The organism is Flavobacteriales bacterium (assembly GCA_020635395.1).
GTDB lineage: Bacteria > Bacteroidota > Bacteroidia > NS11-12g > UBA9320 > UBA987.
This window is the reverse complement of record JACJZV010000001.1, coordinates 1,123,157-1,147,099: the sequence shown is the minus strand read 5'-3', so window position 1 is coordinate 1,147,099 and position 23,943 is coordinate 1,123,157. Positions and strand designations below refer to the sequence as shown.

At 38.3% G+C, this 23,943-nt stretch carries 20 protein-coding genes; 11 read left to right on the top strand and 9 right to left on the bottom strand.

Going from position 1 to position 23,943, the window contains the following annotated elements; all coding sequences use genetic code 11:
* Positions 1 to 66: 66 nt before the first annotated feature.
* Together H6607_04865 and H6607_04860 are read right to left on the bottom strand one after the other, a co-directional pair.
* Complete coding sequence (locus H6607_04865) at positions 67 to 936, bottom strand: ChaN family lipoprotein (protein MCB9261687.1); 870 nt, start codon at positions 934 to 936, stop codon at positions 67 to 69.
* Positions 937 to 939: 3 nt separating this feature from the next.
* Positions 940 to 3,096 carry a DPP IV N-terminal domain-containing protein gene (locus H6607_04860; protein ID MCB9261686.1) on the bottom strand — a complete coding sequence of 719 codons (2,157 nt, stop codon included), beginning with the start codon at positions 3,094 to 3,096 and terminating at the stop codon, positions 940 to 942.
* 301 nt (positions 3,097 to 3,397) lie between these two features.
* Between H6607_04860 and H6607_04855 the strand changes: the two genes are divergently transcribed.
* On the top strand, positions 3,398 to 6,082 hold the full coding sequence (locus H6607_04855; GenBank protein ID MCB9261685.1) for a T9SS type A sorting domain-containing protein: 2,685 nt from the start codon (positions 3,398 to 3,400) through the stop codon (positions 6,080 to 6,082).
* A 107-nt stretch (positions 6,083 to 6,189) separates the two neighbouring features.
* On the opposite strand, the gene H6607_04850 is transcribed toward H6607_04855, so the two are convergent.
* Both H6607_04850 and H6607_04845 read right to left on the bottom strand, forming a co-directional pair.
* Positions 6,190 to 6,657 carry a cytidine deaminase gene (locus H6607_04850; GenBank protein ID MCB9261684.1) on the bottom strand — a complete coding sequence of 156 codons (468 nt, stop codon included), beginning with the start codon at positions 6,655 to 6,657 and terminating at the stop codon, positions 6,190 to 6,192.
* 1 nt (position 6,658) lies between these two features.
* Positions 6,659 to 7,861, bottom strand: coding sequence for a hypothetical protein (locus H6607_04845; protein ID MCB9261683.1), 1,203 nt, complete (start codon positions 7,859 to 7,861; stop codon positions 6,659 to 6,661).
* 83 nt (positions 7,862 to 7,944) lie between these two features.
* On the opposite strand from H6607_04845, the gene H6607_04840 reads away from it, so the two are divergent.
* The 3 genes from H6607_04840 to H6607_04830 are packed head-to-tail and all read left to right on the top strand — an operon-like array spanning position 7,945 to position 11,707.
* A complete protein-coding gene (locus H6607_04840) occupies positions 7,945 to 9,741 on the top strand; it encodes an ABC transporter ATP-binding protein (protein ID MCB9261682.1) in 1,797 nt (598 codons plus the stop codon).
* Between the two features lie 2 nt (positions 9,742 to 9,743).
* Positions 9,744 to 10,202 (top strand): hypothetical protein, encoded by a 459-nt coding sequence (locus H6607_04835; protein MCB9261681.1) that lies wholly within the window; start codon positions 9,744 to 9,746, stop codon positions 10,200 to 10,202.
* Positions 10,199 to 11,707, top strand: coding sequence for an NAD(P)H-hydrate dehydratase (locus tag H6607_04830; protein ID MCB9261680.1), 1,509 nt, complete (start codon positions 10,199 to 10,201; stop codon positions 11,705 to 11,707). The genes H6607_04835 and H6607_04830 overlap by 4 nt, the downstream gene beginning before the upstream one ends.
* Here H6607_04830 and H6607_04825 read toward each other — a convergent pair.
* Together H6607_04825 and H6607_04820 are read right to left on the bottom strand one after the other, a co-directional pair.
* Positions 11,682 to 12,344, bottom strand: a complete 663-nt coding sequence (locus H6607_04825; GenBank protein MCB9261679.1) for a hypothetical protein — start codon at positions 12,342 to 12,344, stop codon at positions 11,682 to 11,684. The genes H6607_04830 and H6607_04825 overlap by 26 nt on opposite strands.
* Positions 12,337 to 13,419 carry a hypothetical protein gene (locus tag H6607_04820; GenBank protein MCB9261678.1) on the bottom strand — a complete coding sequence of 361 codons (1,083 nt, stop codon included), beginning with the start codon at positions 13,417 to 13,419 and terminating at the stop codon, positions 12,337 to 12,339. The genes H6607_04825 and H6607_04820 overlap by 8 nt, the downstream gene beginning before the upstream one ends.
* Positions 13,420 to 13,598: 179 nt before the next feature.
* Between H6607_04820 and ychF the strand changes: the two genes are divergently transcribed.
* Entirely contained in the window at positions 13,599 to 14,693 is a 1,095-nt protein-coding gene (gene ychF / locus H6607_04815; GenBank protein ID MCB9261677.1) for a redox-regulated ATPase YchF, read from the top strand.
* Positions 14,694 to 14,761: 68 nt separating this feature from the next.
* On the opposite strand, the gene prmC is transcribed toward ychF, so the two are convergent.
* Positions 14,762 to 15,625: a peptide chain release factor N(5)-glutamine methyltransferase gene (prmC, locus tag H6607_04810; protein ID MCB9261676.1), complete on the bottom strand. Its 864-nt coding sequence runs from the start codon at positions 15,623 to 15,625 to the stop codon at positions 14,762 to 14,764.
* Positions 15,626 to 15,690: 65 nt separating this feature from the next.
* On the opposite strand from prmC, the gene ribD reads away from it, so the two are divergent.
* The 5 genes from ribD to H6607_04785 are packed head-to-tail and all read left to right on the top strand — an operon-like array spanning position 15,691 to position 21,188.
* Positions 15,691 to 16,683, top strand: a complete 993-nt coding sequence (ribD, locus tag H6607_04805) for a bifunctional diaminohydroxyphosphoribosylaminopyrimidine deaminase/5-amino-6-(5-phosphoribosylamino)uracil reductase RibD (protein MCB9261675.1) — start codon at positions 15,691 to 15,693, stop codon at positions 16,681 to 16,683.
* 1 nt (position 16,684) lies between these two features.
* Entirely contained in the window at positions 16,685 to 17,548 is an 864-nt protein-coding gene (locus tag H6607_04800; GenBank protein MCB9261674.1) for an EamA/RhaT family transporter, read from the top strand.
* Positions 17,545 to 18,144, top strand: a complete 600-nt coding sequence (locus tag H6607_04795; protein MCB9261673.1) for a YigZ family protein — start codon at positions 17,545 to 17,547, stop codon at positions 18,142 to 18,144. Before H6607_04800 ends, H6607_04795 begins: the two co-directional genes overlap by 4 nt.
* Positions 18,145 to 18,168: 24 nt before the next feature.
* Entirely contained in the window at positions 18,169 to 19,893 is a 1,725-nt protein-coding gene (locus H6607_04790) for a T9SS type A sorting domain-containing protein (GenBank protein MCB9261672.1), read from the top strand.
* Complete coding sequence (locus H6607_04785) at positions 19,890 to 21,188, top strand: polysaccharide deacetylase family protein (GenBank protein ID MCB9261671.1); 1,299 nt, start codon at positions 19,890 to 19,892, stop codon at positions 21,186 to 21,188. The genes H6607_04790 and H6607_04785 overlap by 4 nt, the downstream gene beginning before the upstream one ends.
* Here H6607_04785 and H6607_04780 read toward each other — a convergent pair.
* Positions 21,182 to 22,201 carry a CAP domain-containing protein gene (locus H6607_04780; GenBank protein MCB9261670.1) on the bottom strand — a complete coding sequence of 340 codons (1,020 nt, stop codon included), beginning with the start codon at positions 22,199 to 22,201 and terminating at the stop codon, positions 21,182 to 21,184. The genes H6607_04785 and H6607_04780 overlap by 7 nt on opposite strands.
* A 95-nt stretch (positions 22,202 to 22,296) precedes the next feature.
* Positions 22,297 to 22,974: a hypothetical protein gene (locus H6607_04775; protein ID MCB9261669.1), complete on the bottom strand. Its 678-nt coding sequence runs from the start codon at positions 22,972 to 22,974 to the stop codon at positions 22,297 to 22,299.
* A 129-nt stretch (positions 22,975 to 23,103) separates the two neighbouring features.
* On the opposite strand from H6607_04775, the gene H6607_04770 reads away from it, so the two are divergent.
* Positions 23,104 to 23,892, top strand: coding sequence for an inositol monophosphatase (locus H6607_04770; protein ID MCB9261668.1), 789 nt, complete (start codon positions 23,104 to 23,106; stop codon positions 23,890 to 23,892).
* Positions 23,893 to 23,943 lie beyond the last annotated feature (51 nt).

Here is a 23,943-nt window from a genome sequence, read left to right as displayed (position 1 = left end):
GTGGCAAAGATAGGTTTTGAAAAAGTGATGCCATTAAAAATAATTTTTAATAGACAATACTACCTCTCAATACGTCGATGTCATATCCTCATCCACACAAATGATAAAATCGGCTCTGCCACGATGTTCTTTGTCGAGCTTAGAAACATCGCTTTGGCTGACGGTGGCAATGGTTTTTACGGAGATTTCGGGAGCATATTGGTTGAGATACCAAACTATTCCTTCGTGAAAATCAGTATGAAAGCTGCCGTTGAAATGCAAAAATTTGGTTGTCTTGCTCGCATTGGCTTTTAACGCTTCAATAATAAAATAAGCCATGGTGGCATCTTTTATTGCTTGAGCTTTTACAAGCCTCGAACTTCCATGTCCACCCATCATCTCCAATATCTTTTGGTATTGCGGTAAACTTGAATCAAAGGTTATAGGCAACGGTGCTATCCAACTCTTTTCTTCGTTTGAAAGGCTATCGAGACCAGCAAAATCTTTTTTATAAACCAAACTTGCATACCTCCGTGGAATGTTTGTTGCACAAAAATGCACTCCAGAATCTTTGGCAAAATCCACCAATGGTTTGTAGTCGGTTTTATAATTGGGCCACAAACGAGCCAACGTGTCAAAAGCCTTTTGGTTGATGCTGTCAAACAAATACAAATCCAACTCGTCTTGATTATCTCGCTCCACCATTTCGGCACCAAGAAGCAGGCAATTTCCTACCTTTTGATAATAGTCTTTGGTCAATTCCAGCTCCAACCAATGCGAAATGGGATTGTCGTGAAACTCGCCAAAACAGGTAACATCGGCTTTTGAAAGCGATTTTACCATTTTTTTATAGCTTACCTTTTTGCCTTTCGAGTTGTATATCACATATCCCGTTTTGTTTTGCGAAAAGCCAAAAATGGCAATAGCCGAAAGAACCGCGGTTACCAAATATCTCATGACCTATTTGCTTAGATTTTCGAATAAATAATCGGTGATTTTTTGATACAGATGCACCCTATCCGGCCCTGAAACATTGTGCGGGTGATGCGGATAAACGAAATAATCTAAGTTTGTATTTCCACTTTGAATATTCTTCTGCATAAATAAAAGGCTGTGCTGCCAAAGCACTACATCATCTTGCCCACCATGTATCATCAACAATTTACCCTGTATTTTATCTGCATAGTTCAACAAATTGTTGTTTTTATATCCTTCGGGGTTTTCTTGAGGAGAATCCATATATCGCTCGGTGTACATTATTTCGTAGTATTCCCAGTTAATAACCGGCCCTCCGGCCACTCCTACTTTAAACGTACCCGGTTTTCGGGTCATAAGCGAGGTAGTCATAAATCCGCCGTAGCTCCAGCCGTGTACTCCCATTCTATCGGCATCCACCCACTGCTGCGTTTTGAGCCAATTTACTCCAGCTAATTGGTCGTCCATTTCCAATGTAGCCATTTGTCGGTGAACGGCACTTTCAAATGCAAAACCTCTGTTGTCAGAACCTCTGCCATCAATGGTAAAAACAACATATCCTTGCTCTGCCAAATATTGATACCACAAATTGGCTCCACCCAACCAAGAGTTTGTAACTAACTGAACATGAGGTCCATTATATAAATAAACAATGACCGGATATTTTTTTGATGGGTCAAAATTGATGGGTTTAAACACCCGATAATACAGCTCCACACTTTTGTCGGTAGATGGAATTGAGCCAATTTCCATTTGACCAAGTTTGTAGTCTTTTAGCGGGTTTTCTGCCGTTTTTAATACAGAAATAATATTTCCCGCCTCGCCCAAAATTCTCACTTCACGAGGGGTAATAGTGCTACTAAAATTGTCAATAAAATGCACATTGTTCGGACTTGCACTTATGGTGTGTGTTCCTTCATTGTTGGTAAGCTTGGTCATTTTCTTGGCATTTTTAACAGATACGGCATACAAATCTCTGTTTAGCGGAGATTCTTTGGTGCAAGTAATATAAATGAATTTACCGTCATCGCTAAATCCATGAAACTGCGTTACAACCCATTCCCCTTTTGTCAACTGATCGAGCAATTTGCCTTCGGTATTGTACAGATACAAATGGTTGTATCCGTCTCGCTCGCTCCACCAAACAAACTCGTTAGGGTTTTTAGTAAAAATCATCGGATGCTCAGGCTCAACATATTTGCTATTGGTTTCTTCAAAAAGGGTTTTTACAAAATCGCCCGTTTCCACGTTGTATTCATTCAGCCATAAGTGGTTTTGCTCTCGGTTTACAATAGCAATATAAACCGACTTTCCGTTCGGATTCCAAGAAATATTGGTCAAATATTGCTCCGCGGGTTCTCCTGTTTTAATGTAGATGGTTTTGCCTGTTTTTACATCATAAACACCCAGCGTAACATGATGACTTGGGTTGCCCGCCACAGGATATCTGATTTGTTTTGCGGTGGAAGGTTTCACGTCTAAATTATATAACGGATATTCGGTTACCATGCTTTCATCCATCCGATAAAAGGCCAATTTTTGTCCATCTTCGCTCCAAAACATTCCACCATTTATGCCAAATTCATTTCTATGAACTGATTGGCCATAAACAATGCCATTGCCTCCATCGGTGGTTATCTGCTTTTTGTTTACAAACAAGTTTTCTGACTCAACATGGGCGAAATTTTTGCTTTTCCAATGTATGTCTAAATGGCTCATATCCACGCCATCCAAATCAACCAATCGGCTTATTTTTTTATCACCCGAATGGTATTCGTAGTATTTTTTTTGATGATAAAATCGGAAAGTTTGGCGAGAAGTCCAGGTACCACGTGGCAAAGACTTCAATGAATCTATGTCCTTTTCAAATCGATGAAGGGCTGCATCGATATCTTCGGTAGAAATCATTTTTACCAAATTAATATTTGTGAGGTCGATGGTTACCATTTTCCAAACCCTGTCTCCCGATTCGTTGGTGTCAACATAGGCATAATTGTCATTGTCTGCCCACTGAAGTTGCTCTACCCCACTCGGATAAAGTTTGTAATTAAAGGCATCCTTCATGGTAAGCATTTTGCTCTGAGCAAAACTGCCAACCGAAATAAAAAAGGAAACTACTGCTAATGCTATTCTCAATTTCATTGATAAAAACGTTTTCGGCAAACTTAGTTTTTTTCGGCTATTGAGAATAACAAATGGCGATAAGTGCCACCGAAAAGTCGTTATTCTTTGCCGGGTTATATTTCTTCTTGCTTAAAGTTTTAATCTTGTGCCTATGAGCCAATGTCAGTAATATAGCCGTCAAAAGCCCAAAATAAAGGATTTCTTTTGCGAACAACTTTACCCCTAATTTTTTTTGACAGTTGTTTTTTTTTGAATAGCGAGATTAACAAAAATATTTTTATAACTTTACCAATATTTTGTTTGTTATTTCACATTGCGTATGAAAAAAACTATTACACTTAGCTTATTCTTGTTGGTAGCTTCTGCGGGCGTTTTTGCCCAAAGTTTGGTATCCGGATTTAAAATAAAAGATGATGTATCTGTGGCCAATTTAACCTCAAAACATGGCAAAGTTTCTGCCCCTAAAAGCTGTGGCAGCGATACGATATTGTATGGTAGATATAAAGGTGATACGCTTCGTGCCATTAATATTTCTCAAGGATATAGGTTGGGGCAATATTACGAATCACCCGACAGCATTACCATTTCCGGCTTCGATTTTTATGGTTGGGTAACGACCCCTAATGTAAAAAAGGTTACGGTTTATTGTCATATTTACAAACCCGGACCCGATAGTTTGCCAACAGGTTCTCCCATTAGAAGCGATACTATTGTGGTGACCGACAATTTTGGCGGAGGCACATTGACAGGACTAAAGAAACGTGCCACTTTTCAGCCATACAAAACCAATGAAGCGTATGTGCTTGTGGTAGAAAGTAATGATACGGCTCGTGTGGGCATTGTTGTTAATGATTATGTGTGGGGAGATGGGCAAGCTGAAAATCTTGGACTAGGTACTGTTGGAGGAAGATGGTATCATGGTCTTGATTTGAATATTGGAGGTATTACCCTTGATTGTGATGTCATTCTTGAACCGTATGTGCAATATGACATTCACAACGATTTCAGCTTCGACAATTGCTTTAAAAGCGGAGATACCATTGAGTTTACCAATAAATCCTCCAAATTTTATTCCAGCAGAGTCTATAACGTTTATACCTACTCAGGCATTGAATACTACTGCCATCGATGGTCGTTTAGCACTATTGGCGGATATGTTAGAGCAATAGATTATACCCGAATATTCCCAACAGAAGCCAACAATGAAGTAATGCTTATAAGCACCATTTATCAGAGCTACAATTTCTCGCAGTGTATAGATACCACTATAAAAACCTTAAACTATCAACCTTCCGATGTAAAATTTGGCGGCGACAAAACCATTTGTTCGGGCAATTTTGGCACCATGACGGGCAGTAGCTCCGGTCAAATATATTGGTATAACACCCCGTCAGACACCGGAACTATTTTTATTGGAAATACCTACGTGAGTGATTCGGCATTGCAGGAAACCTCAACCAAATATGCTGAAGCACACAACGGGGAGTGCAAAAGCAAGCGAGTAAAAAATAAGATAGACGTAATTGAAACACCCAAAATTACTGGGGTTGAACACGACTCTGTTTGCCTAAATAGTATGGCTAATCTTATTGCTCACACCAGTGCCGGAACCGTGAGGTGGTATGCGGATTCAACAACATTAAATCCGGTAGGTTCTGGAGAAGTTTTTCAAATTGGTCCGTTAGATAGCGACACCTTTTTGTATGCTCAAGCCGTGAATGGACAATGCTCAGAAAATGAGCGATTTAAAGTGTTGGCCTACGTCAATGCGGCCTTTGCCCCAGCCGACCCAACCGTTGGGAACGACACAGCTATCTGCCTTTTAGACGGAAGCATTACGCTTGTTGCCAACGGAAATCAAACCCTTCGTTGGTTTGATGTGGCCGCCGGAGGATCTCCCATCGACACCGGAACCTCCACAATTTTTAAACCTAAAAAACGAGGTACTTTTTACAAATACGTTGAATCGTTTGATGGCAAGTGTGCCAGCAGTAGGTTGCCTATAAAAGTGGTTGTGTCGCATTTTGATGTACTGCAGGGATTGGCAAATCAAAGTGCATGTGCCGGAGACTCTGTGGGCATTGACTATGCATCTATATTTGGTGGTATGGATTGGTTTAAAACCCCAACCGGAGGCAATTCTGTTTTTTCAGGAAAATCGAGAGCATTTTACAACATTAGCAAAAACGATACTTTTTATCTGGAAACTTCCGAAAACGGCTGCAAAGACACTCAACGATATAAATGGAGCTATGAGGCCATACCTTTCGGAAAAATAATTTCAAAACAGTTGGACAATCAACAATGCGACGGTATCACTCCAACTTTGATGGTTAATGCCGATTTGGGTGAGGTGGTTTGGTATGATGCCGATGGAAAAAACGAGCTTTACAGAGGAAATAATTTTGTGACAAAACCTATCAAAGAAAGCACCTCTTTTTGGTACAATATCGACAACAGAGGATGCAAAACTCCGCTTCAACAGCACAATATTACATGGAGAATTATGCCTGATGCCAACTTCGATTATCAAGTGGCGTGGCGTGATGTAATTTTGGCTTCAAGATTCATAAATCAAGGCGATTATATTTGGAATTTTGATGATGGAACCGACACCAGCATGGGTACTGATGTAACGCACCACTATTATGTTGATGGCGATTATAACGTTTCATTGATTGTTGCTTCGCCCTATAATTGTATTGATACAGTTACAAAAACCATTACCATCAATTCGGTTGGTGTAAAAGACATTTCGGCAGATTTTTATTTTGACATTGCACCCAACCCGAACAACGGACACTTTTGGATACTCTTAAAAAATGATTTCTTGGCTGATGAGGTGTTGGTTTACGATATTACCGGAACGTTGGTTTATCAGAAAACAAACAATTTGGATGGTTCAAAAATTGCAATCTCGTTGCCCCAACTATCAAAGGGAGTTTATTTTATTCAGGCTTATAATAAGGAAATTGCTGTTTCAAAACGGTTTATTGTTGAGTAGAAAGGGTTGTTCGTGAAAACGTTTAGTTTGTAGCTAACACAAAAATGTACGCTGTTTTCTTAAAGCTCAGATTTCATTTTTTTTTTAGAACAACCTCAATTTAAAATTTAAAATTCAAAGCTAAAAGGAAGAAAGGCCTTGGTAGAATAAGTGGTATAAATCCTCCCCATTTTCCCTTTTATCAAAATAGAAATTTTGTTTTTCTGACGCGTTTCAATGTCACTCAACACCTGCAAACACGCCCCGCATGGCGGAGCAAAATCAAATTCAACAGGTTTTGAAGGTTTTATGGCAATGGCAATTTCTGTTATATCATCGTTCGGGAATTGTGCTTTGACAGCAAATGCAGCCACCCGCTCGGCACACAAACCACTCGGAAATGCGGCATTTTCTTGATTGTTCCCAATAACTATTTTACCCGATTTAAGCCTGATAGCTGCCCCAACTCCAAAACCGGAATACGGGTAATAGGCATTGTTTATGGCTTTTTCGGCATGTGTTATCAATTCTCTTTTATCATCCGCTAATTGGTTTTCTTCAAAAACAGTTATCTCACTTTCTACTTTTATTTTCATTTTATTCAAACCTCTTGTTTAGCTTTTTCAATAATTTCTTAGCGAGTTTTTTTGATTTCCCGTATCCATCTTTTGTTACGTCGTTCAAATATTTATTTAGTTCAGTTGTCTCATCCTTTTCAGTTAACCTCATTGTGCAATCAATAGAGTACTTTTTATACTTTTTGTTTAGATAAGGATTCAAGTCATAAAGGCGGGCATACATTCTTATTAGATCCACATCTTGTAATGCGAAATTTTCAACATGACATAACCAAAATAATAACAATTCCTCCTGCATTATTATACCTCCAAAATAGTTCGCCGCCTCTATCATTGCATTTTCTAAAGGTAAACTGTGCGTGTACAATGAATCTACTTTCTGAATTTTCAAAACCACTTCAAACGTTCTTTCAGCTACCGAACGTGGATCTTCAGCATACTCGAAAATAAAATCATGCCAAGCCATATAATACTTTTTCATTTCTCCAAAGTTCTTGGCATACATTAAATTAGATGTTATCCAATAAAAAGGCATTCTTCCTGCAATCCATTCGTTTTGAACAGGATGAAAATCATATCTATGTTTTAGATATTTTAATGCCTGACTATTTTGCCCGCTAAAAACCATTTCAAAAATTACCCAACTCATATCCTCACCATAATCGAAATGTATTGTATCATTATCTTTGAAGATTGTATCCAAAATTAAAAATTTATTAATTTGGGGGTCATATTTTCCGATAATCACAGTATCTATTTTCTGTAATCTATAAATATGTGTAGAAGCTTCATAATCCAATGTATCAGTCATTTGAACCCATTCATCGCAGTAGGTATAAAAAAGCTCCAAATCATATTTTTTGTAAAACAAAATCATATCTATTAAAGCTGCTCGATATTGCCAAAGGCCTTGCAGTTTGCTTAGGTAGAATGATTTGCTAAAATAAATTTGAGCTCTATCTAATTCATTGTTTCGTTCATAAAAACTTCCTAATCGATGGTATCCAACCGCCATCAAGTTTTGATTTGCATATTTCTCGGCCAGTTTTAGTCCTTTGTTTATGGAGTCAAGTTCATTGATTAATTCTATATCTGGCTCATTTTCACCCAAAATGTTGTATAATTTTTCGATATACAGCGAATCCTGCACACTTATTTGAGCGAAACTATTTTGAACATTTCCCCAAACAATTAAAAACAAAACGGCGATTAAATTTTTCAATAGGAAGCAATTATCAGCAATCGAAATTAGCACTTTTATGCCTACCATTCGCATTTGCCCCTAAATTTGTGGCCTTGAAACAGATAGCATCAATTCTTGTCTTACTAAAAAATTATCGCTCAAACATTGGGCGATACATATTTTTTAACCTAATAGCTTCCTTTTTTTCTCTGTTTTCCATTGCCTCCTTAATTCCTTTTTTGGCTGTTATTTTTAATACCGGTGAAGGTCTTGACACCTCAAAAGCTACCGGAAATCTTGGAAAATTAGACGATTTTTTGCGAAATTTCATTTCTGAAAAAGGGAATTTAACCAGCCTTTATTATTTCAGTGGTGCTATCATTATTTTATTCTTGTTGAAGAATTTTTTCAATTATATGTCTTTTTACAACATCGCCTACACCCGCAGTGCTGTGGTGCGAGACTTGCGAAAAAGAGTGTATGAAAAATTGGTTGACCTACCGGTTTCTTTTTACAGCAAAGAGCGAAAAGGAGACATTATTTCGCGACTAACCAACGACGTAAAAGAAATGGAATGGGGCGTGATTGGTGCCATAGAAATGCTTTTTAAACACCCATTTTACATCATTATTTATATAATAAGCCTACTTCTAATTAGTTGGAAACTTACGGTTTTTGCCGTTTTAATTTTGCCTATAAGTGGCTACATAATCAGCCGCATAGCTAAACGGTTGAAAGGCACGGCACAAAAGGGTCAGAAGAAGTTGGGAGAAGTGATAAATGTGGTGGAAGAAACGTTGGGAGGACTTAAGGTTATTAAAGCCTTTAATGCCGAAAACCAGCTAAAAACCTTTTTTTCATCCAAAAATGAAACTCATTTTGGTTTGATGGTAAAACTGCACCGCAAAGAATTGGCGGCCTCACCCATTAGCGAGTTTTTGGGTTCCGTGGTTATCAGTGCCATTTTGATGTTTGGTGGTGCCATGGTGCTGAACCAAACTGATGCCATTGACGGCAAATATTTTATTGCTTACATCACCATATTTTCCCAACTAATTACTCCGGCCAAATCACTTACCGAATCGTTTTTTAGGGTTCAAAAAGCCTCGGCCAGTTTTGAACGACTTGATGAAATTTTATTGGCTGAAAATCCGATAGCCGAACCCCGAAATCCGAAGAAAATAGAGCATCTTACTGAAAAAATCAGTTACCAAAATGTTCAATTTAGCTATGCCGAAAAACAGGTAATTAACAACATAAGTTTCGACATAAAAAAAGGTCAAACCGTGGCTCTTGTCGGAGCCAGCGGTGGTGGCAAATCCACTTTGGCCGACTTGCTTCCTAGATTTTACGACACCAACAGCGGTGGTATTTTTATTGACAAAATCAATATTAAAGATCTTGAAACTGAAAATTTGCGAGGTTTAATGGGCATTGTAACACAAGAACCCGTTTTGTTTAACGATTCTGTATTAGAAAACATCCGACTTGGAAACAAAACAGCAACACTTGAAGAAGTAGAAAGAGCAGCCAAAATTGCCAATGCACATGAGTTTATTTCAAATCTCGAAGACGGATACGAAACGGCCATCGGCGATAGAGGTGGTAAACTAAGCGGCGGCCAACGCCAGCGGTTGGCCATTGCCCGAGCCGTTTTGAAAAATCCCGAAATATTGATTTTGGATGAGGCCACCTCGGCACTCGACACCGAATCAGAAAAACTGGTGCAAGAGGCCATTGAAAAACTCATGCAGGGCCGTACTTCATTGGTTATTGCTCATAGATTATCTACCATTCAACATGCCGATTTAATCTTGGTAATTGTGGAAGGACAAATAGCCGAACAGGGCACGCACAGCCAGCTTTTGAATCAAAATGGGGTGTATAAACGATTGGTGGACATGCAAGGTTTTGCTTAAAAATGAAATACAAACGACTGACTATACACGAATTAGAAAAACTGGAAAAAGAGTTTATTGAGTTTCTTGTTATCAACGGAATTGAGGCGAAAGACTGGGAAAAAATAAAACAGGAATCGCCAACCAACACCGAACAAATCATCGAAAATTTTAGTGATGTGGTGCATGAATCCACGCTACGAAAAGTCGAATACCTGCAACTCATTTTGCCACACCAACTGCTTTGTTTCTACTGCCAACCCAACCAAATTGTGTTGGTGGGATTGCAAAGCACAACAACCGATTTTACCCAAATAAAGAGTTTGGAAGATATTGATTTTTCAAATCCGGAATTTGAACTTTTCACCCAAACAAAAAGTTATAGTAAACCTCGCGAAATGGAGTTGTTTGACCTGATAAACTCGGGTGCCGGAATTGCAGATAACACCTTATTTACTATGCTTTGCGGCAAGCTATCATGATATCGTTAAAAAAAATATTGAACACCCAACAAATTCGCGATGCGGATAACTACACCATTCAAAACAAACCCATCGGGTCTATAGATTTGATGGAAAATGCAGCCAACGCTTTTGTTCATTGCATCGAAAATAAAATTGATAATGGCCAAATGGCCATTGTTTGTGGCATGGGCAACAACGGTGGTGATGGTCTTGCAGTAGCCAGAATATTAAAAAACAGAAACATTTTGGTAAAATGTTTTTTAGTTAAACACAGAACAGAATGCACAGCCGACTGCCAAATAAACCTTGAGCGGTTGGGTCAGGTGGAATTCATAGAATCAGAAAATAACCTGCCGAACTTTGCAGAATTCACTCTGGTTATTGATGCTCTTTTGGGTTCAGGTCTCACGGGCGAGGTTTCCGGTTTGATGGCAAGGGTTATTGACCGAATTAATGAAACCGCCCAACAAATCATTTCCATCGATTTGCCTTCGGGCCTTCCTTCTGATGGCATAGCTCAATCTCAAAGCATTATTCGGGCTGATTTGGCAGTGAGTTTTCAACGACCCAAATGGTCATTTTTTATGCCCGAAAATGGGTCGTTTGTAAAAGAATGGACAACCGTTGAGATTGGTCTTAATGAAGATTTTATCCAAAATCAAACAACAGAAAAGTATGTGCTGGACAGCAGAATTGAACATTGGGTAAAGCCGAGAAACAGGTTCTCGCACAAAGGAACCTATGGCCACGCCCTTATTATGGCCGGAAGTTATGGAAAAATGGGTGCTGCCGTTTTAAGCACCCGAGGGTGTATGCGAGCCGGAGCAGGATTAACCACGGCCTACGTGCCAAAATGTGGCTATCAAATCATGCAAATTGCGGCACCCGAAGCCATGTGCATGACCGACGAACGGGAGGAAAGGTTAGCTCATTTACCCAATACGGAAATATATTCTGCAATAGCCATTGGGCCGGGTTTAGGCGTGGATAGCTCTACCGCAAGTATGGTGCGGCAGTTGCTCAAAAACACACTCCAACCAAAAGTTTTGGATGCCGATGCCCTGAACATTTTAGCTGAAAATAAGGATTTGCTGAATATGTTAGATTCTTCGTGCATTCTAACACCTCATATAAAAGAGTTTGACCGATTGGTGGGCTACAGCAGCAACAGCTTAGAGAGAATGGAAAAACAACTTCATTTTTCAAAAAAACACGATTGTATTGTCGTTTTAAAGGATGCCCATACTATTATTTCAACACCAGACGGCCAACAGTTTGTGAACACTACAGGCAATGCGGGTATGGCCACTGGAGGCAGTGGTGATGTGTTGACAGGCATTTTGACCGGACTGCTCGCACAAGGCTATAGTGGTGTGGAAGTGTCTTTGATTGGCGTTTATTTTCATGGAAAAGCCGGCGATGAAGCCTCTAAAAGGAAAGGACAATCCGCTCTTTTGGCCGGAGATATAATTGATGCGTTGAGGATTGAGGGGGGGATTAAAATGAGTCAGAAAATATTCTGATAAAGATCCTATTTATCGACCCATTCTTTTCGATTAATTTTACCTGAATATTGAGAATTCTTTTTACCTCATAAAACACCCTTGAGTGTATGGTTTTAATGTATCCTATACTCTTACCCAACCTGAGTACCTTAACAGCGGCGGGATCAAACTCATTATTTGGTTCGAGCTCATAAGATAATATATCTCCGACATTCACGTCCCCTGCTGACAATTTGAAGTGAGATAAACCAGATATCTCAGTTACAAAATTTAATTTTTTACTTGGTCTAAAATGTGCCAAAAACTCAAAGTTATCTGTCGGCAATAATCCCTGAGTTTGTGCCAACATATAAAACCTATCATCAAGGTTGCTATTTTCAACTTCCCAAAAACTGTAAAAATTTATTGTGTCGGTTCTTTCTGTTTTTATTATCCGTTGACCAAAAATTTCAATAACATTCCGGTTATAAATCGTCCTATAATCAGGGAATCCTTCGTATGGAGTAAACCCTTTCTTTTTTGCCTCTTCAACTCCAGATTCAATATAATTAAACCTTACTCCATCTATCTGATTCCGACGAATGACTCCAACGATAATTCTTCTATCCCCTCGACTTTTTCTCCAAGTCAAATATATGTTACCTATTTTATTCAACCAGATTTAATATTTTTTGGACACGCAAATTAATAATTTTAATCATTAGTTCCTTTCTATAATCAGGCAGCTTATTTGGTTCTAACTCCAAGGGCAAATTCGAATCAATATTTGAAATTAAATTTTCTAGACTTTCTGATAAATATAAACTCCTAATTCTTTTAATTGTTTTCACAATGGTAGAATCAAATTCATCACGAAGATTAGCTACAAGTTCGAAATGTCCTACTTTCTTCATATTCCAATGAATTTCAGACTTTCCTCGATTAATGTAATCCAACAGTTCTTTATCATTTTTAAGCATACGCATAATACGTTCAACCTCTAATTCTCTACCGAGGCAACACCCACTATCATAAATAGGTGCGAAAATGTTTTCGGCTATCTCAGAATCGAAATGTAGGATAGGTTTAAAAATAGGCTTTATTTTACGTAAGGAACTCAATGTCCAATTTAGAATCTTCGAATTGATTTTTAAGAAAAGACCATTTTCAGAATTCTGAGAACCCTCTAGTTGATTAGTAATTTTTTCATATTCGACAATGACCCCCCAATTTTCCTGATGTCGATCCGAATTACCAATTATCGCATCAAAAATGATAGTTTCAACTAAATCAATTAGTATACTTTCGAGTTTAAACTTGGTCAGAGATTGTTGTATAAACTGAAACGTATATTTATTCTTGTCTAATGACGGTTTGTATCCCGAGTCGAAACCTTTAAGATAATATATCCCTTCAGTTAATTTATTTTTATCTAACTCAACCATAGATTCTGATAAACAACCCATGGATTGCTTATTTCTGAAATTTGAATCATAGCCGATATTATAATCAAGTATCCTAAATCCTAAAATTTGACCAATTTTTGATGCCACTATTTCTGACCAAAATTCTGTTGGGTACTTAACAGTTCCATCGTTATTAATTTTTGACCCTTTAAAAAAAAATTCTTTTTGATTATGAGAATTTATCACAAAACTCTTGTTCCTAGTTCCGCCCGTATTTTGATAGCTAATAAAATCCCAATCAGAAATATCAACAAAAATTGGTTTATATTTATCAATTTCACTCAAAATAGAGACATTTTAATAGTTAATTTTTTTGCTTGTAAAGTAACGTAAAAAAAATTAAGTAGTCTTCGCTCAATAATATTATTTTATAAACTTTGTGGCTTCAATTAATCATTTTTCCTAATGACTACAACCCTTAATCTTTAAAACTATTCACTAATTTCGCCGCCTAATTCAGAAAAATGGCATTACAGGCAGGTATTGTGGGCTTACCCAACGTTGGAAAATCAACTCTTTTTAATTGTTTGAGCAATGCAAAAGCTCAAAGTGCGAACTTTCCGTTTTGCACCATAGAGCCAAATATTGGTACCATAACAGTGCCCGACGAGCGTCTTTGGAAACTCGAACAACTGGTAAATCCAGAGCGTGTAGTACCCACCACCATTGAAATTGTGGACATAGCCGGATTGGTGAAGGGTGCCAGCAAAGGTGAAGGTTTGGGCAATCAGTTTTTGGGAAACATCCGAAACACCAATGCCATTATACACGTGGTGCGTTGCTTTGACGATGATAATGTTATTCATGTGGACGGAAGTGTTGACCCAGTGCGTGACCGTGAAATCATTGATACCGAGCTGCAACTAAAGGATTTGGAAACCATCGAAAGCCGTTTGCTGAAATCGCAAAAGGCTGCCAAATCGGGCGACAAAGTGGCTTTGAGAGAAGTGTCCATTATCGAAAAGGTAAAAAATCATTTAGAGCAAGGCAAATCCGTGCGAACATTGGAACTTGAAAGTGATGAAGCCGATTTTGCAAAAACACTTCAGCTCATTACCTCGAAACCCGTAATGTATGTATGTAATGTGGACGAATCTTCTGTTGTTTCGGGCAACAAGCATACGGCAAAATTTATTGAATCGGTAAAAGACGAAAACGCCGAAGTTCTTTTTATCAGTGCTGCAATTGAGTCTGAAATTTCAACCATGGAACGCGAAGACCAACTAATGTTTTTAGAAGAAATGGGCCTTCAAGTGAGCGGTGTTGGCCGACTTATCACGGCGGCTTACAAACTTCTGAACTACATAACCTATTTCACGGCTGGTGTTAAAGAAGTTCGAGCCTGGACCATCACCAAAGGCATGAAAGCTCCACAAGCTGCGGGTGTTATTCACTCTGATTTTGAGAAAGGCTTTATTCGTGCCGAGGTAATGAACTACAACGATTTTGTGGCTTTGGGTTCGGAAGCAGCTTGCCGCGATGCCGGAAAACTACGCATTGAAGGCAAAGAATACACCGTGGTGGACGGCGATATGATGCACTTTAGGTTTAATGTGTAAAAGAGCATGTTTCATCTAATGAAATATTTTTGAGCTCTAATGTTGCACTAACAACTTGAAACTACCTCTCAATTTTGAGCAAAAACACCCGTCACAATCCTCACTTTACCCTGCATATCATGCACTTGCCGTATGTTTTCAAAACCAAATTCAGAGAATAATTTGCTCATGGCTTCGGCATATTGTTCGTGTATTTCAAAATAGATTTTGCCGTTCGGTTTGAGGTTGGTTTGGGCATAACTCAATATAGCTCGATAAAACAATAATGGGTCTTCATTCGGCACAAACAACGCCAAATGCGGTTCAAAGTTCAGCACGTTTTCGCTCATTTCATTTTTGTCAGACTCTAACACATACGGCGGGTTGCTCACGATTATGTCAAACAAAGAATCGAATATACGGCTGGGTTGCAAAATGTTCTCTTGAAACAATTCCACCCTCCCGTTACTGATTTTTTTATTGTTAATCCCCGCTATTTCCAACGCTTCCAGCGAAATATCGCAACCCAAAACAACCCACGTTTTTCGGTTTTGGGCAATGGTAATGGGAATAATGCCGCTACCCGTGCCAATATCCAAAAGACTGAGGTTTGGCGTTTCGTTTTCGGTTAAAATTAAGTGTACCAACTCCTCCGTTTCAGGCCGCGGAATCAACACTGATGGATTTACGTAAAATTCATTTCCATAAAAATGGCTTTGACTTGTAATGTATTGAATGGGTTCGTGTTGTTTAAGCCTCCCGACTATTTCGTCGATTTTGGCTTGTTGATTTTCCGAAATTTCCTGACCAAAATGCAATAACATTTCGGTTTTGGTTTGCCCCAAAACGTACTCCATTACACTAAAAAACAGTATCTCTGCCTCTCTAATCGAATAAATTGACGACAACTCCTCCGCAAAATGCTGTTTTAGGCCTCTTAAAGTTGAATACATTTGCGGTCGAAATTAAAAAGCATTTGCAGAAAACCCACGAAAAATATATGCGACGGTGTTTTGAATTGGCTCAAAAAGGGTCTGTTTATGCACACCCAAATCCGTTGGTGGGGTCGGTGGTAGTTTTTGATAATAAAATTATTGGCGAAGGATACCATCGGGCTATTGGCGAAGCCCATGCAGAAGTGAATGCTATTCTTTCGGTTCAAAACAAAGAATTGCTCCCCAAAAGCACGCTATATGTGAATCTCGAACCCTGCTGTCATTACGGAAAAACACCACCATGTAGTGAATTAATAATAACTTCCGGGATAAAAAAAGTGGTGGTTTGCAACAAAGACCCTTTTGATAAAGTGGCTGGAAACGGCATTGCTCATTTAAGACAAAACGGGGTGGAGGTAATAGAAAATATTTTGCTGGAAGAAGGGCTTGACTTGAACCGTAGATTCTTTCGTTTTCATACAACTAAAAAACCCTTTATCATCTTAAAATGGGCAGAAACAGCGGATGGATTTATGGGTAGAAACAATGAAGAGGCTCGGTTATCCAAGAAAATAAGCAACCCTCTTTCGCAGCGATTGGTGCATAAACTTCGTGCAGAAAGTGATGCCATTTTGGTTGGCAAAAACACCGCCATTTTCGACAATCCAGAGCTTACAACTCGCTATTTTAATGGAAGAAATCCGGTAAGAATAACCATTGACCTGCATGGCGAAATACCCGAAAACCACCATTTCTTTGACGGAAATTCAGCCACTGTAGTTTTTGGAAAAAAAAGGAATCTTAATGCCGAATTTGTTGAAGTTTCTGACACCGAAAATACCCTGAAACAATTGTTTGAATATTGCTACAAAAACAATCTTTCGCAGCTATTGGTAGAGGGTGGAGCGGTCACATTAGGCCATTTTATCCATCAAAATGAATGGAATGAGGCAATTATCATAAAATCAGACATTTGCTGGCAAAAAGGAGTGGCCTCTCCCCCTTTTAATCACCAAAAACCGCAAAAAAGCTTTCAACTTGCAAACGATTTAATCCAATTTTACCGAAATCATTGATATGTATTTGTTGCTCAGCATCCTTTTTTCGTCCATAATCAATGTAGTTTTTAAGCTCTTCCCAAAATATGGAATTGATAACAGGCAAGCCATCAGCGTAAACTATCTGACGTGTGTGGCAGTTGGGTTATTAACGTCTAATTCCATAGACTTTATTTCAGCTGGTTTATTCCAAGAATCTTGGGTTCAAATTGCACTTGCATTGGGTATTCTATTTATTGTCGTTTTCGTTGGAATGGCTGTCACTGCTCAAAAAATGGGTATTAGTGTTTCGGTTATTGCAGCCAAAATGGGCGTGGTTTTCCCTGTTCTGTACGCTTTTTTCTTTTTACACGAGGCGGCGAATACAATGCTCGTTTTGGGCATTTTACTCAGTTTACTAAGCATTTATTTTGTTACTCAAAAAGAGCATTTACACCTTGAAAAAAAGCATTTGCTCATGCCTATTTTGGTGCTCTTGGGCAGCGGTGTCATCGACACAACATTAAAAATTATCGAACAAAAAATACCGGATAACTATCCGATGGCATTGCCATCCATCATCATTTTTTCTATGGCCGGATTGGTTGGAACCACTATTTCTACGTTTCAATATCTCGGCAAAAAAAGTGCTTTTGCATTTAAAAATGTTCTGGCGGGCATTGTGTTAGGCATTCCAAATTATTTCAGTATCTACTTCTTATTTAGGTCGTTACAGAATAATTTTTTTAAAACCACCCAAATTTATCCGCTCAACAACATTGGCGTGGTATTACTTTCAACCCTTTTAGCTTTAGTATTTTTTAGAGAAAAACTATCCATTAAAAACTGGCTGGGTATTGCATTCGCCGTTATTTCTATTCTTTTAATTGGAGGTTTGATTTGAAAAATTCCACCTTCAAAACGATAAAAAAATCAACCGAAGTTCTTTTTAAAGAACGAGGTTCAAAATTTATTGGATACGCCTACCCTATTGAAAATGAGAAGGATATAAAAGAAAAATTGGACAATCTAAAAATCCAATATCCAGATGCAACCCATATTTGCTACGCTTGGATTTTGGGCAATAACTACAGAGCCAATGATGACGGAGAACCGAACAACTCGGCGGGGCAACCCATTTTGCGGGAAATAAAATCGAAAGAGCTGCAAAATGTATTGGTGGCAGTTGTACGCTATTTTGGTGGAAAAAAATTGGGTGTTTCCGGCCTTATAGAAGCATACGGCGAATCGGCAAAAATGGCATTGGAAACAACTGAAATCATTGAAATTGAACCAACTACAAAATTTAAAATGAAAGAATTAGGCAAACTCGACTATAAAATTTATGAAATATCCAACCGATTGGGATTTGAAATATTGGCACCGGCAAACACCGTGGGCGATTGGTTTGTTTGCAGGTGTAAAATGGTTGATTTTGAAAGTTTACAGTCATCATTTAATGAAATGCCCAATTTTGAACTCAATCAAATCAATGAATAATAGAATAAAAAGTATTTTTACAAAATGAAGTTTTTCTGTTGGTTTATCGTTTTTGTCGGGTTTAACATCGCAGCAAATGCTCAAAACATTTCTCCACCGCAAAATGAGGTAGTTTTTCATGAAATGCGGATGTATAACGTTTTGCAAAACACGCCGTCAGAAACTAAAATAAGTGACTATATTGCTGATAATTACCCCTTTACAAACACAAATGGTCATTCGGTTTATTTGCAACATCACACCAAAAGTATTACCGGAAATCATTACACCTTTGGATTGAAAAAAGACGGAATCGATGTTTTTGAAGCTCAAATTCGCATTCATACCGACAAAGAAGGCAACATTATTTTAATTCAGGAAAACTTGGTGCAAGTGGACAAATCAAGCTCCGCCAAAATAGGTGATGAAAAACTCTATTGGGTTGAAATAGCCGATGGTTGGCAGGTTGCCCAAATGGTTGATGCAAAAGATCAATATGGCACAAAATACCTCAAAGTTGACAACCGAATAGTGTACACCTATCAAACAAAACATTTTCTCCAAAAACCTGATACACAGGTGCATGCAAAAGTTTTTTTGGTAAATCCACTTACCACGGCTCATCGCATTTATGGCACTCCATACATTGATTCGAACGATTTGGATGTGCCAGAAATTAACAACCAACGGCAATGGGTAAATTTTAAAACTACATTTGAAAATGATACCTTTTGGCTCAAAAACGAACGGTATTTTTTTGGCAATGTAAGCGACCCGAAAACACCTCAAACGTATTCATTATCAGATAGTTTTGTTTTTAACAGAAGCCAATATCAATTTGAAGATGTGAATGCCTTTTTTCATATCACCACACTTAGTCAATATGTCGAAAACCTTGGCTTTGAAACAATTTTACCCGACACGCTTAAAATAGATGTGCATGCCTATAATGGCGATGATTTAAGTAGCTTCAATTATGAAGTGGAGCCATTGGAACTCGAAATGGGCGAAGGCGGCGTGGACGATGCTGAGGATGGGGAGGTGATTACACACGAGTTTGGTCATGCTCTTATCTACATGGCCGGCCCCACAACCTATACCGACACCAGAGATAGAGATGCCATGGAAGAAGGCAACGCTGACTACATTTGTGTTTCATATTCAAGAAGTTACGATGATTATGGCTGGAAAGAAATTTTTGATTGGGATGGACACAACGAGTTTTGGTCGGGCATTCACACAGGTGATGTGCTAATATATCCTCAACAAATGACCAACAGCAGCAACGAAAATCGTGAAATGTGGAGTACACCATTGATTTGCCTTTATGAAAAACTTGGCAGAGAAACGTGCGACAGTTTGTTTTTTGAACACCTGTTTTATCAAGCCAAAAATGCCACTATTCCGCAAATGGCCGAAGTTATTTTAATGGTGGATTCATTGATTTGGGAGGGAAAATATAACAACGAAATTAGAAAATGTTTTGGTGCCAACAAAATTTTGGCAGTCGAACCAAATGTTGTTTTGATCGATTTGTTCCTCATTTCCAACTCATTAGGATTTTCAAACGGCAGTGCAGACCTAACCATTACCTCGAAACAAAACCAAGTTTTTAATGTTCGGGTAACCTCCATTTTGGGGCAAACAATGGAAGAATACGAACAGATAAATTCATTAACCTTAAACCCTTACAACTTTACCCCTGGAGTTTATTTTGTTCAACTCAATTTGGGTAATTTTACCGCTTCCTTTAAGTTGGTAAAAACTTGAACAAGTCCGTCGTTAATATTTATTCTGAAAAAAAAACTGCTCGGCTGCAATATATTATTCAGCTAATTTTCAATGAATTACTTGGCCTTGAGGTTAAATTAGTTGACAGAGAGTTCGAAAATATTCATATCAACTATTCGCATCTTTCTGATAAACCCGGATTTTGGATAAAACCGGATTCATTACTCTTTGAAGAAGACCTTGAACCAAAAAACATTACAAAAACAGAGCAATGGCATGGATTGGAAACCATTTCCATCAATCAAAAACCCTTTGATGTTTTTGCCGCTTCGTTTTATTTGGTCAGTCGATATGAAGAATATTCTGGATTTACACCTGATGCTCACAACCGTTTTTCGAGCTACGACAGTTGTTTATCCAAACTTCAACTTTTAAGAAAGCCCTTGATAAACCAATGGGCGTTAAAACTTTTGGAAATTTTAAAAACACAAAACCCTGATTTAAAAGCCTGCCCACGTTCATTTGAATTTATTTCTACCATCGATATTGATCAGGCATGGAAGTATAAACACAAAGGTTTTTTCCGAACAATGGGTGGTCTTTTCCGTGATTTGGTAACACGAAATTTTGACGAACTATCTGAACGCATTTCGGTTTTGACAGGAAAAAGAGAAGATGCTTTTTTCAATTTTGATTGGCAAAATGAGTTTCACAAACGTTTCGATACAAAAGTGCAATACTTTTTTCAGGTTGGAAAAAGAGGGAAATTCGACAAAAACACTTCGAGTAAAAATGCACCGTTTCGGGAACTGATAAAACGTTTAAACCTAAGTCATTTCGTTGGCATTCACCCGTCTTACAATTCCAATTCGGATGTCGCTCGCTTAAAAAATGAAATCAACACCTTGCAGAATATTCTCAATCAACCCATCGATACGAGCCGACAGCATTTTTTGGTTCATCAATTTCCAAAAACATATCAAAACCTTATCAATCAAGGAATTAAAAACGATTATACCTTAGGATATACCACCGAAACTGGATTTAGAGCAGGCATTGCCTCATCTTTTTTGTTTTTCGATTTAACCAAAAATGAGGCAACCAACCTGCGTTGCTTTCCTTTTTGTCACATGGATATTACGCCGTTGCATTATGACCAAATAAACTTAGCCCAAGCCATTGAAGAAATGACCGAACTGATGACCGAGGTAAAAAAAGTAGGAGGACTTTTTGTGAGTCTTTGGCACAACGAATCGCTCAGCGAAAATGGCCGTTGGAAAGGTTGGAGGCCGTTATATGAAGCCACCATTACACAGGCCACAAAAAGCTATTGAGCCGTACACATTACCCAATAATAACCGTAGGTAGAATGTGGGTTTTTGGCCATTCCAATGCCAATGTATTTGCTTTCTTTGGTAAACATGATGGCATTGTGGCCAGGGCTGTTAAACCATTGCATATACGTATCGAAGGCGTTGTTGCTTCCGGCTGCAATATTTTCGCCATTGGCAAAGCCCTTGTCGTGATAAAAACTTCTTATTCTGTCGAAGGTTTTGCAAACTTCCACTAACTCTCCGTTAATAGAATCGTGCGAATTGTGCGAGAAATAATTCTGCGTAGCCATATCATTGGCATGGTAGCGGGCGGACCGAGCCAAATCATTGTCCCAAGTGTAAGGTTTCATACCTCTTTTAACGCGGGCTTCGTTCAAAATTCGCATGATTTCTTTTTCCATTCCGGCATCTACCGCCGTAATATTTTCGTTGCCAATCGGTTTGCCATAATACTTGCCATCTTCCACTCGAGCTATTTGAATAATGGCCAATCGCTCCTCCTCTTCTTTCTTCCGTTTAGCCCGAGCTTCAGCTTCTTTTTGCTCTTTTTCTTGCACCAATTCATCCCAAGTTTTAAGGTATCCATTGTTGGTCATTCGGGAGTATGACTTGGTAATAGATTCAAAACTTTCTTGGTCTTCTAATACAAAAAAGCTATCCCGCATCCACCCTACTTGATTGGAAATGTGCAAGATAAGGCTGTCTCTGCGTTGGGCAAAATAACTGTTGCTTTGTGAGAATTTTACCACTTTGGCCATGTCTCTTGTGGCAGAATTTAGGTATCGGTATTGCTTTTCAAGGGTTTTAGATTGGTCGAATTTACCAAGTGCCTCATACGTCAAAAACAAATACGGTTCCGGTTTTTCAGGATATTTTTTTTGCATTTTTTTGGCATATTCAAAACATTCTGTCTGATCTTGTTCAAATCTGTATTGAAGTTTGTTGTACAGTTTTTCGCCGGAAGGAACTTGCAAAACGGTCAAGCTCACAGCCATTAATGCCAAAGTTTTCATACGCCTAAAATTTTTTCTTCCATACCCTCAACCTTAAAAAGATAAACGGCAGAGCAAAGAAATAATTTTGGCTCGTCTAAAAAGATTCAATAATGTCAATTCGGCTTTACTTTTACAATTCGATATTGATAGGTAAAGCTATGATACATCGGTATTCTACCCATTCTTAATTGCCTTTGTGAGTTATTGGCTGGATAATAGGAGTTTTGGGTAATTTGATTGTATAAATAACTGGCTTCGAACTGCTGTATAATTATATATGAATCACCTCCCTGCAACTTTACATTCGTATTTATATCACGAATCATGATTTGATATGCTTTGCTTTGCAATTTTACCCTTTGCAGAGTTTCCATCGAGTCAGACAATTTAGATTGAATATAGAAGCCACTTATCCCATCGAAGTTGAGCGAATCATAAAGAATTTTTGCTTCTCTCTCGGTCTTTAATCGAAAAGACACATTCATGCTATGTTGCTTTTCATTTCTTTGATAACAACCATACGTGTAATTGGGAATTCCGTAGCACGTTTGTTCTACATAAAAATCTATCGGTAATACAGACAAATGAGCTAATTTATGCTTCAAATTTGAAAGAGAAGAATCCACAGGAAACTCTATGCAGTCTTTTTTTCTTTTATCACACTTCTCGAACTCCGTCAAGTTAACATAAACTTCAAACTCTTCCGGATCTATCATCGTGTCAACATTCATGGTGTTTATCATTAAATGCATGGTATCCAATTGAGCCTTACTTTTCGCACCAAAACTCATAAACACAAAACATAAGATTACAAACTTTTTCATATACTTTTTTCATTGAATAGTTAAAAAACCAAAAGGTAACCCATGTTCGAATTAAATATTTCGTTTTTGGATTGCTGCATCAACTACCTTCGCCCAATGAATTTTTCAAGACAAATTATTGCTGTTTTAAAAGAAGCCAAAAGCCTCTTTTTTGATAAAAACCAAAACCATTTCGAAACGCTGGATTTAAAAGGTTTAAACCAATTGGTAACCAATATTGATGTGGCCGTTGAGCAATTTTTAGTTACAGAGTTTCTCAAAATCATTCCGGATAGCTCCTTTATTGCCGAAGAAAATACGGCTCCGTCCACCATTTCGGAATATAGATGGATAATAGACCCGGTGGACGGAACTACCAATTTTGTGCATAAAGTTCCGGCCTATGCCATTAGTGTTGCCTTGCAAAAAAATGAAAAAACCATTGCAGGTTTTGTGTATGAAATAACTCGAGATGAACTTTTTTGGGCGGATGAAAATACCTCCGCAATGCTCAATGATAAACCCATTTCAGTAACGAATACCGCACTCTTTGAAGATACCTTGATGGCCACAGGATTTCCATACTATGAGTTTGAAAAACTGCCTGAATACATCAAAGTATTAGAATTTTGTATGAAAAACACCCGTGGTGTCCGGAGGCTTGGAAGTGCCGCAACCGATTTGGCCTATGTGGCCTGTGGTCGATTTGACGGTTTTTTTGAGGTAGGCCTTAGCCCATGGGATGTGGCCGCCGGTGCATACATTGTGCAACGTGCAGGAGGTGAGGTTTTTGATTTTAAAGATGGGGATAATTACATTTTTGGAGGACAAATTGTGGCAGGAAACGCCCATATCACAAAGCAACTTTCAATGAAAATAAGAACCTATTTTGGCGAATGGGTTTAACCGTTTTTGTAAACTTTGCTGGCCACTTTATGCTTTAACTCTCACAACTTT

Excerpts from the sequence above, each read along its gene's own strand:
- ychF (MCB9261677.1), top strand. The coding sequence starts at position 13,599 with ATGGCATTACAGGCAGGTATTGTGGGCTTACCCAACGTTGGAAAATCA.
- H6607_04770 (MCB9261668.1), top strand. The coding sequence starts at position 23,104 with ATGAATTTTTCAAGACAAATTATTGCTGTTTTAAAAGAAGCCAAAAGC.
- prmC (MCB9261676.1), bottom strand. The coding sequence starts at position 15,625 with ATGTATTCAACTTTAAGAGGCCTAAAACAGCATTTTGCGGAGGAGTTG.
- H6607_04790 (MCB9261672.1), top strand. The coding sequence starts at position 18,169 with ATGAAGTTTTTCTGTTGGTTTATCGTTTTTGTCGGGTTTAACATCGCA.
- H6607_04865 (MCB9261687.1), bottom strand. The coding sequence starts at position 936 with ATGAGATATTTGGTAACCGCGGTTCTTTCGGCTATTGCCATTTTTGGC.
- H6607_04775 (MCB9261669.1), bottom strand. The coding sequence starts at position 22,974 with ATGAGTTTTGGTGCGAAAAGTAAGGCTCAATTGGATACCATGCATTTA.
- H6607_04835 (MCB9261681.1), top strand. The coding sequence starts at position 9,744 with ATGAAATACAAACGACTGACTATACACGAATTAGAAAAACTGGAAAAA.
- H6607_04860 (MCB9261686.1), bottom strand. The coding sequence starts at position 3,096 with ATGAAATTGAGAATAGCATTAGCAGTAGTTTCCTTTTTTATTTCGGTT.
- H6607_04800 (MCB9261674.1), top strand. The coding sequence starts at position 16,685 with ATGTATTTGTTGCTCAGCATCCTTTTTTCGTCCATAATCAATGTAGTT.
- H6607_04855 (MCB9261685.1), top strand. The coding sequence starts at position 3,398 with ATGAAAAAAACTATTACACTTAGCTTATTCTTGTTGGTAGCTTCTGCG.
- H6607_04830 (MCB9261680.1), top strand. The coding sequence starts at position 10,199 with ATGATATCGTTAAAAAAAATATTGAACACCCAACAAATTCGCGATGCG.
- H6607_04780 (MCB9261670.1), bottom strand. The coding sequence starts at position 22,201 with ATGAAAACTTTGGCATTAATGGCTGTGAGCTTGACCGTTTTGCAAGTT.
- H6607_04850 (MCB9261684.1), bottom strand. The coding sequence starts at position 6,657 with ATGAAAATAAAAGTAGAAAGTGAGATAACTGTTTTTGAAGAAAACCAA.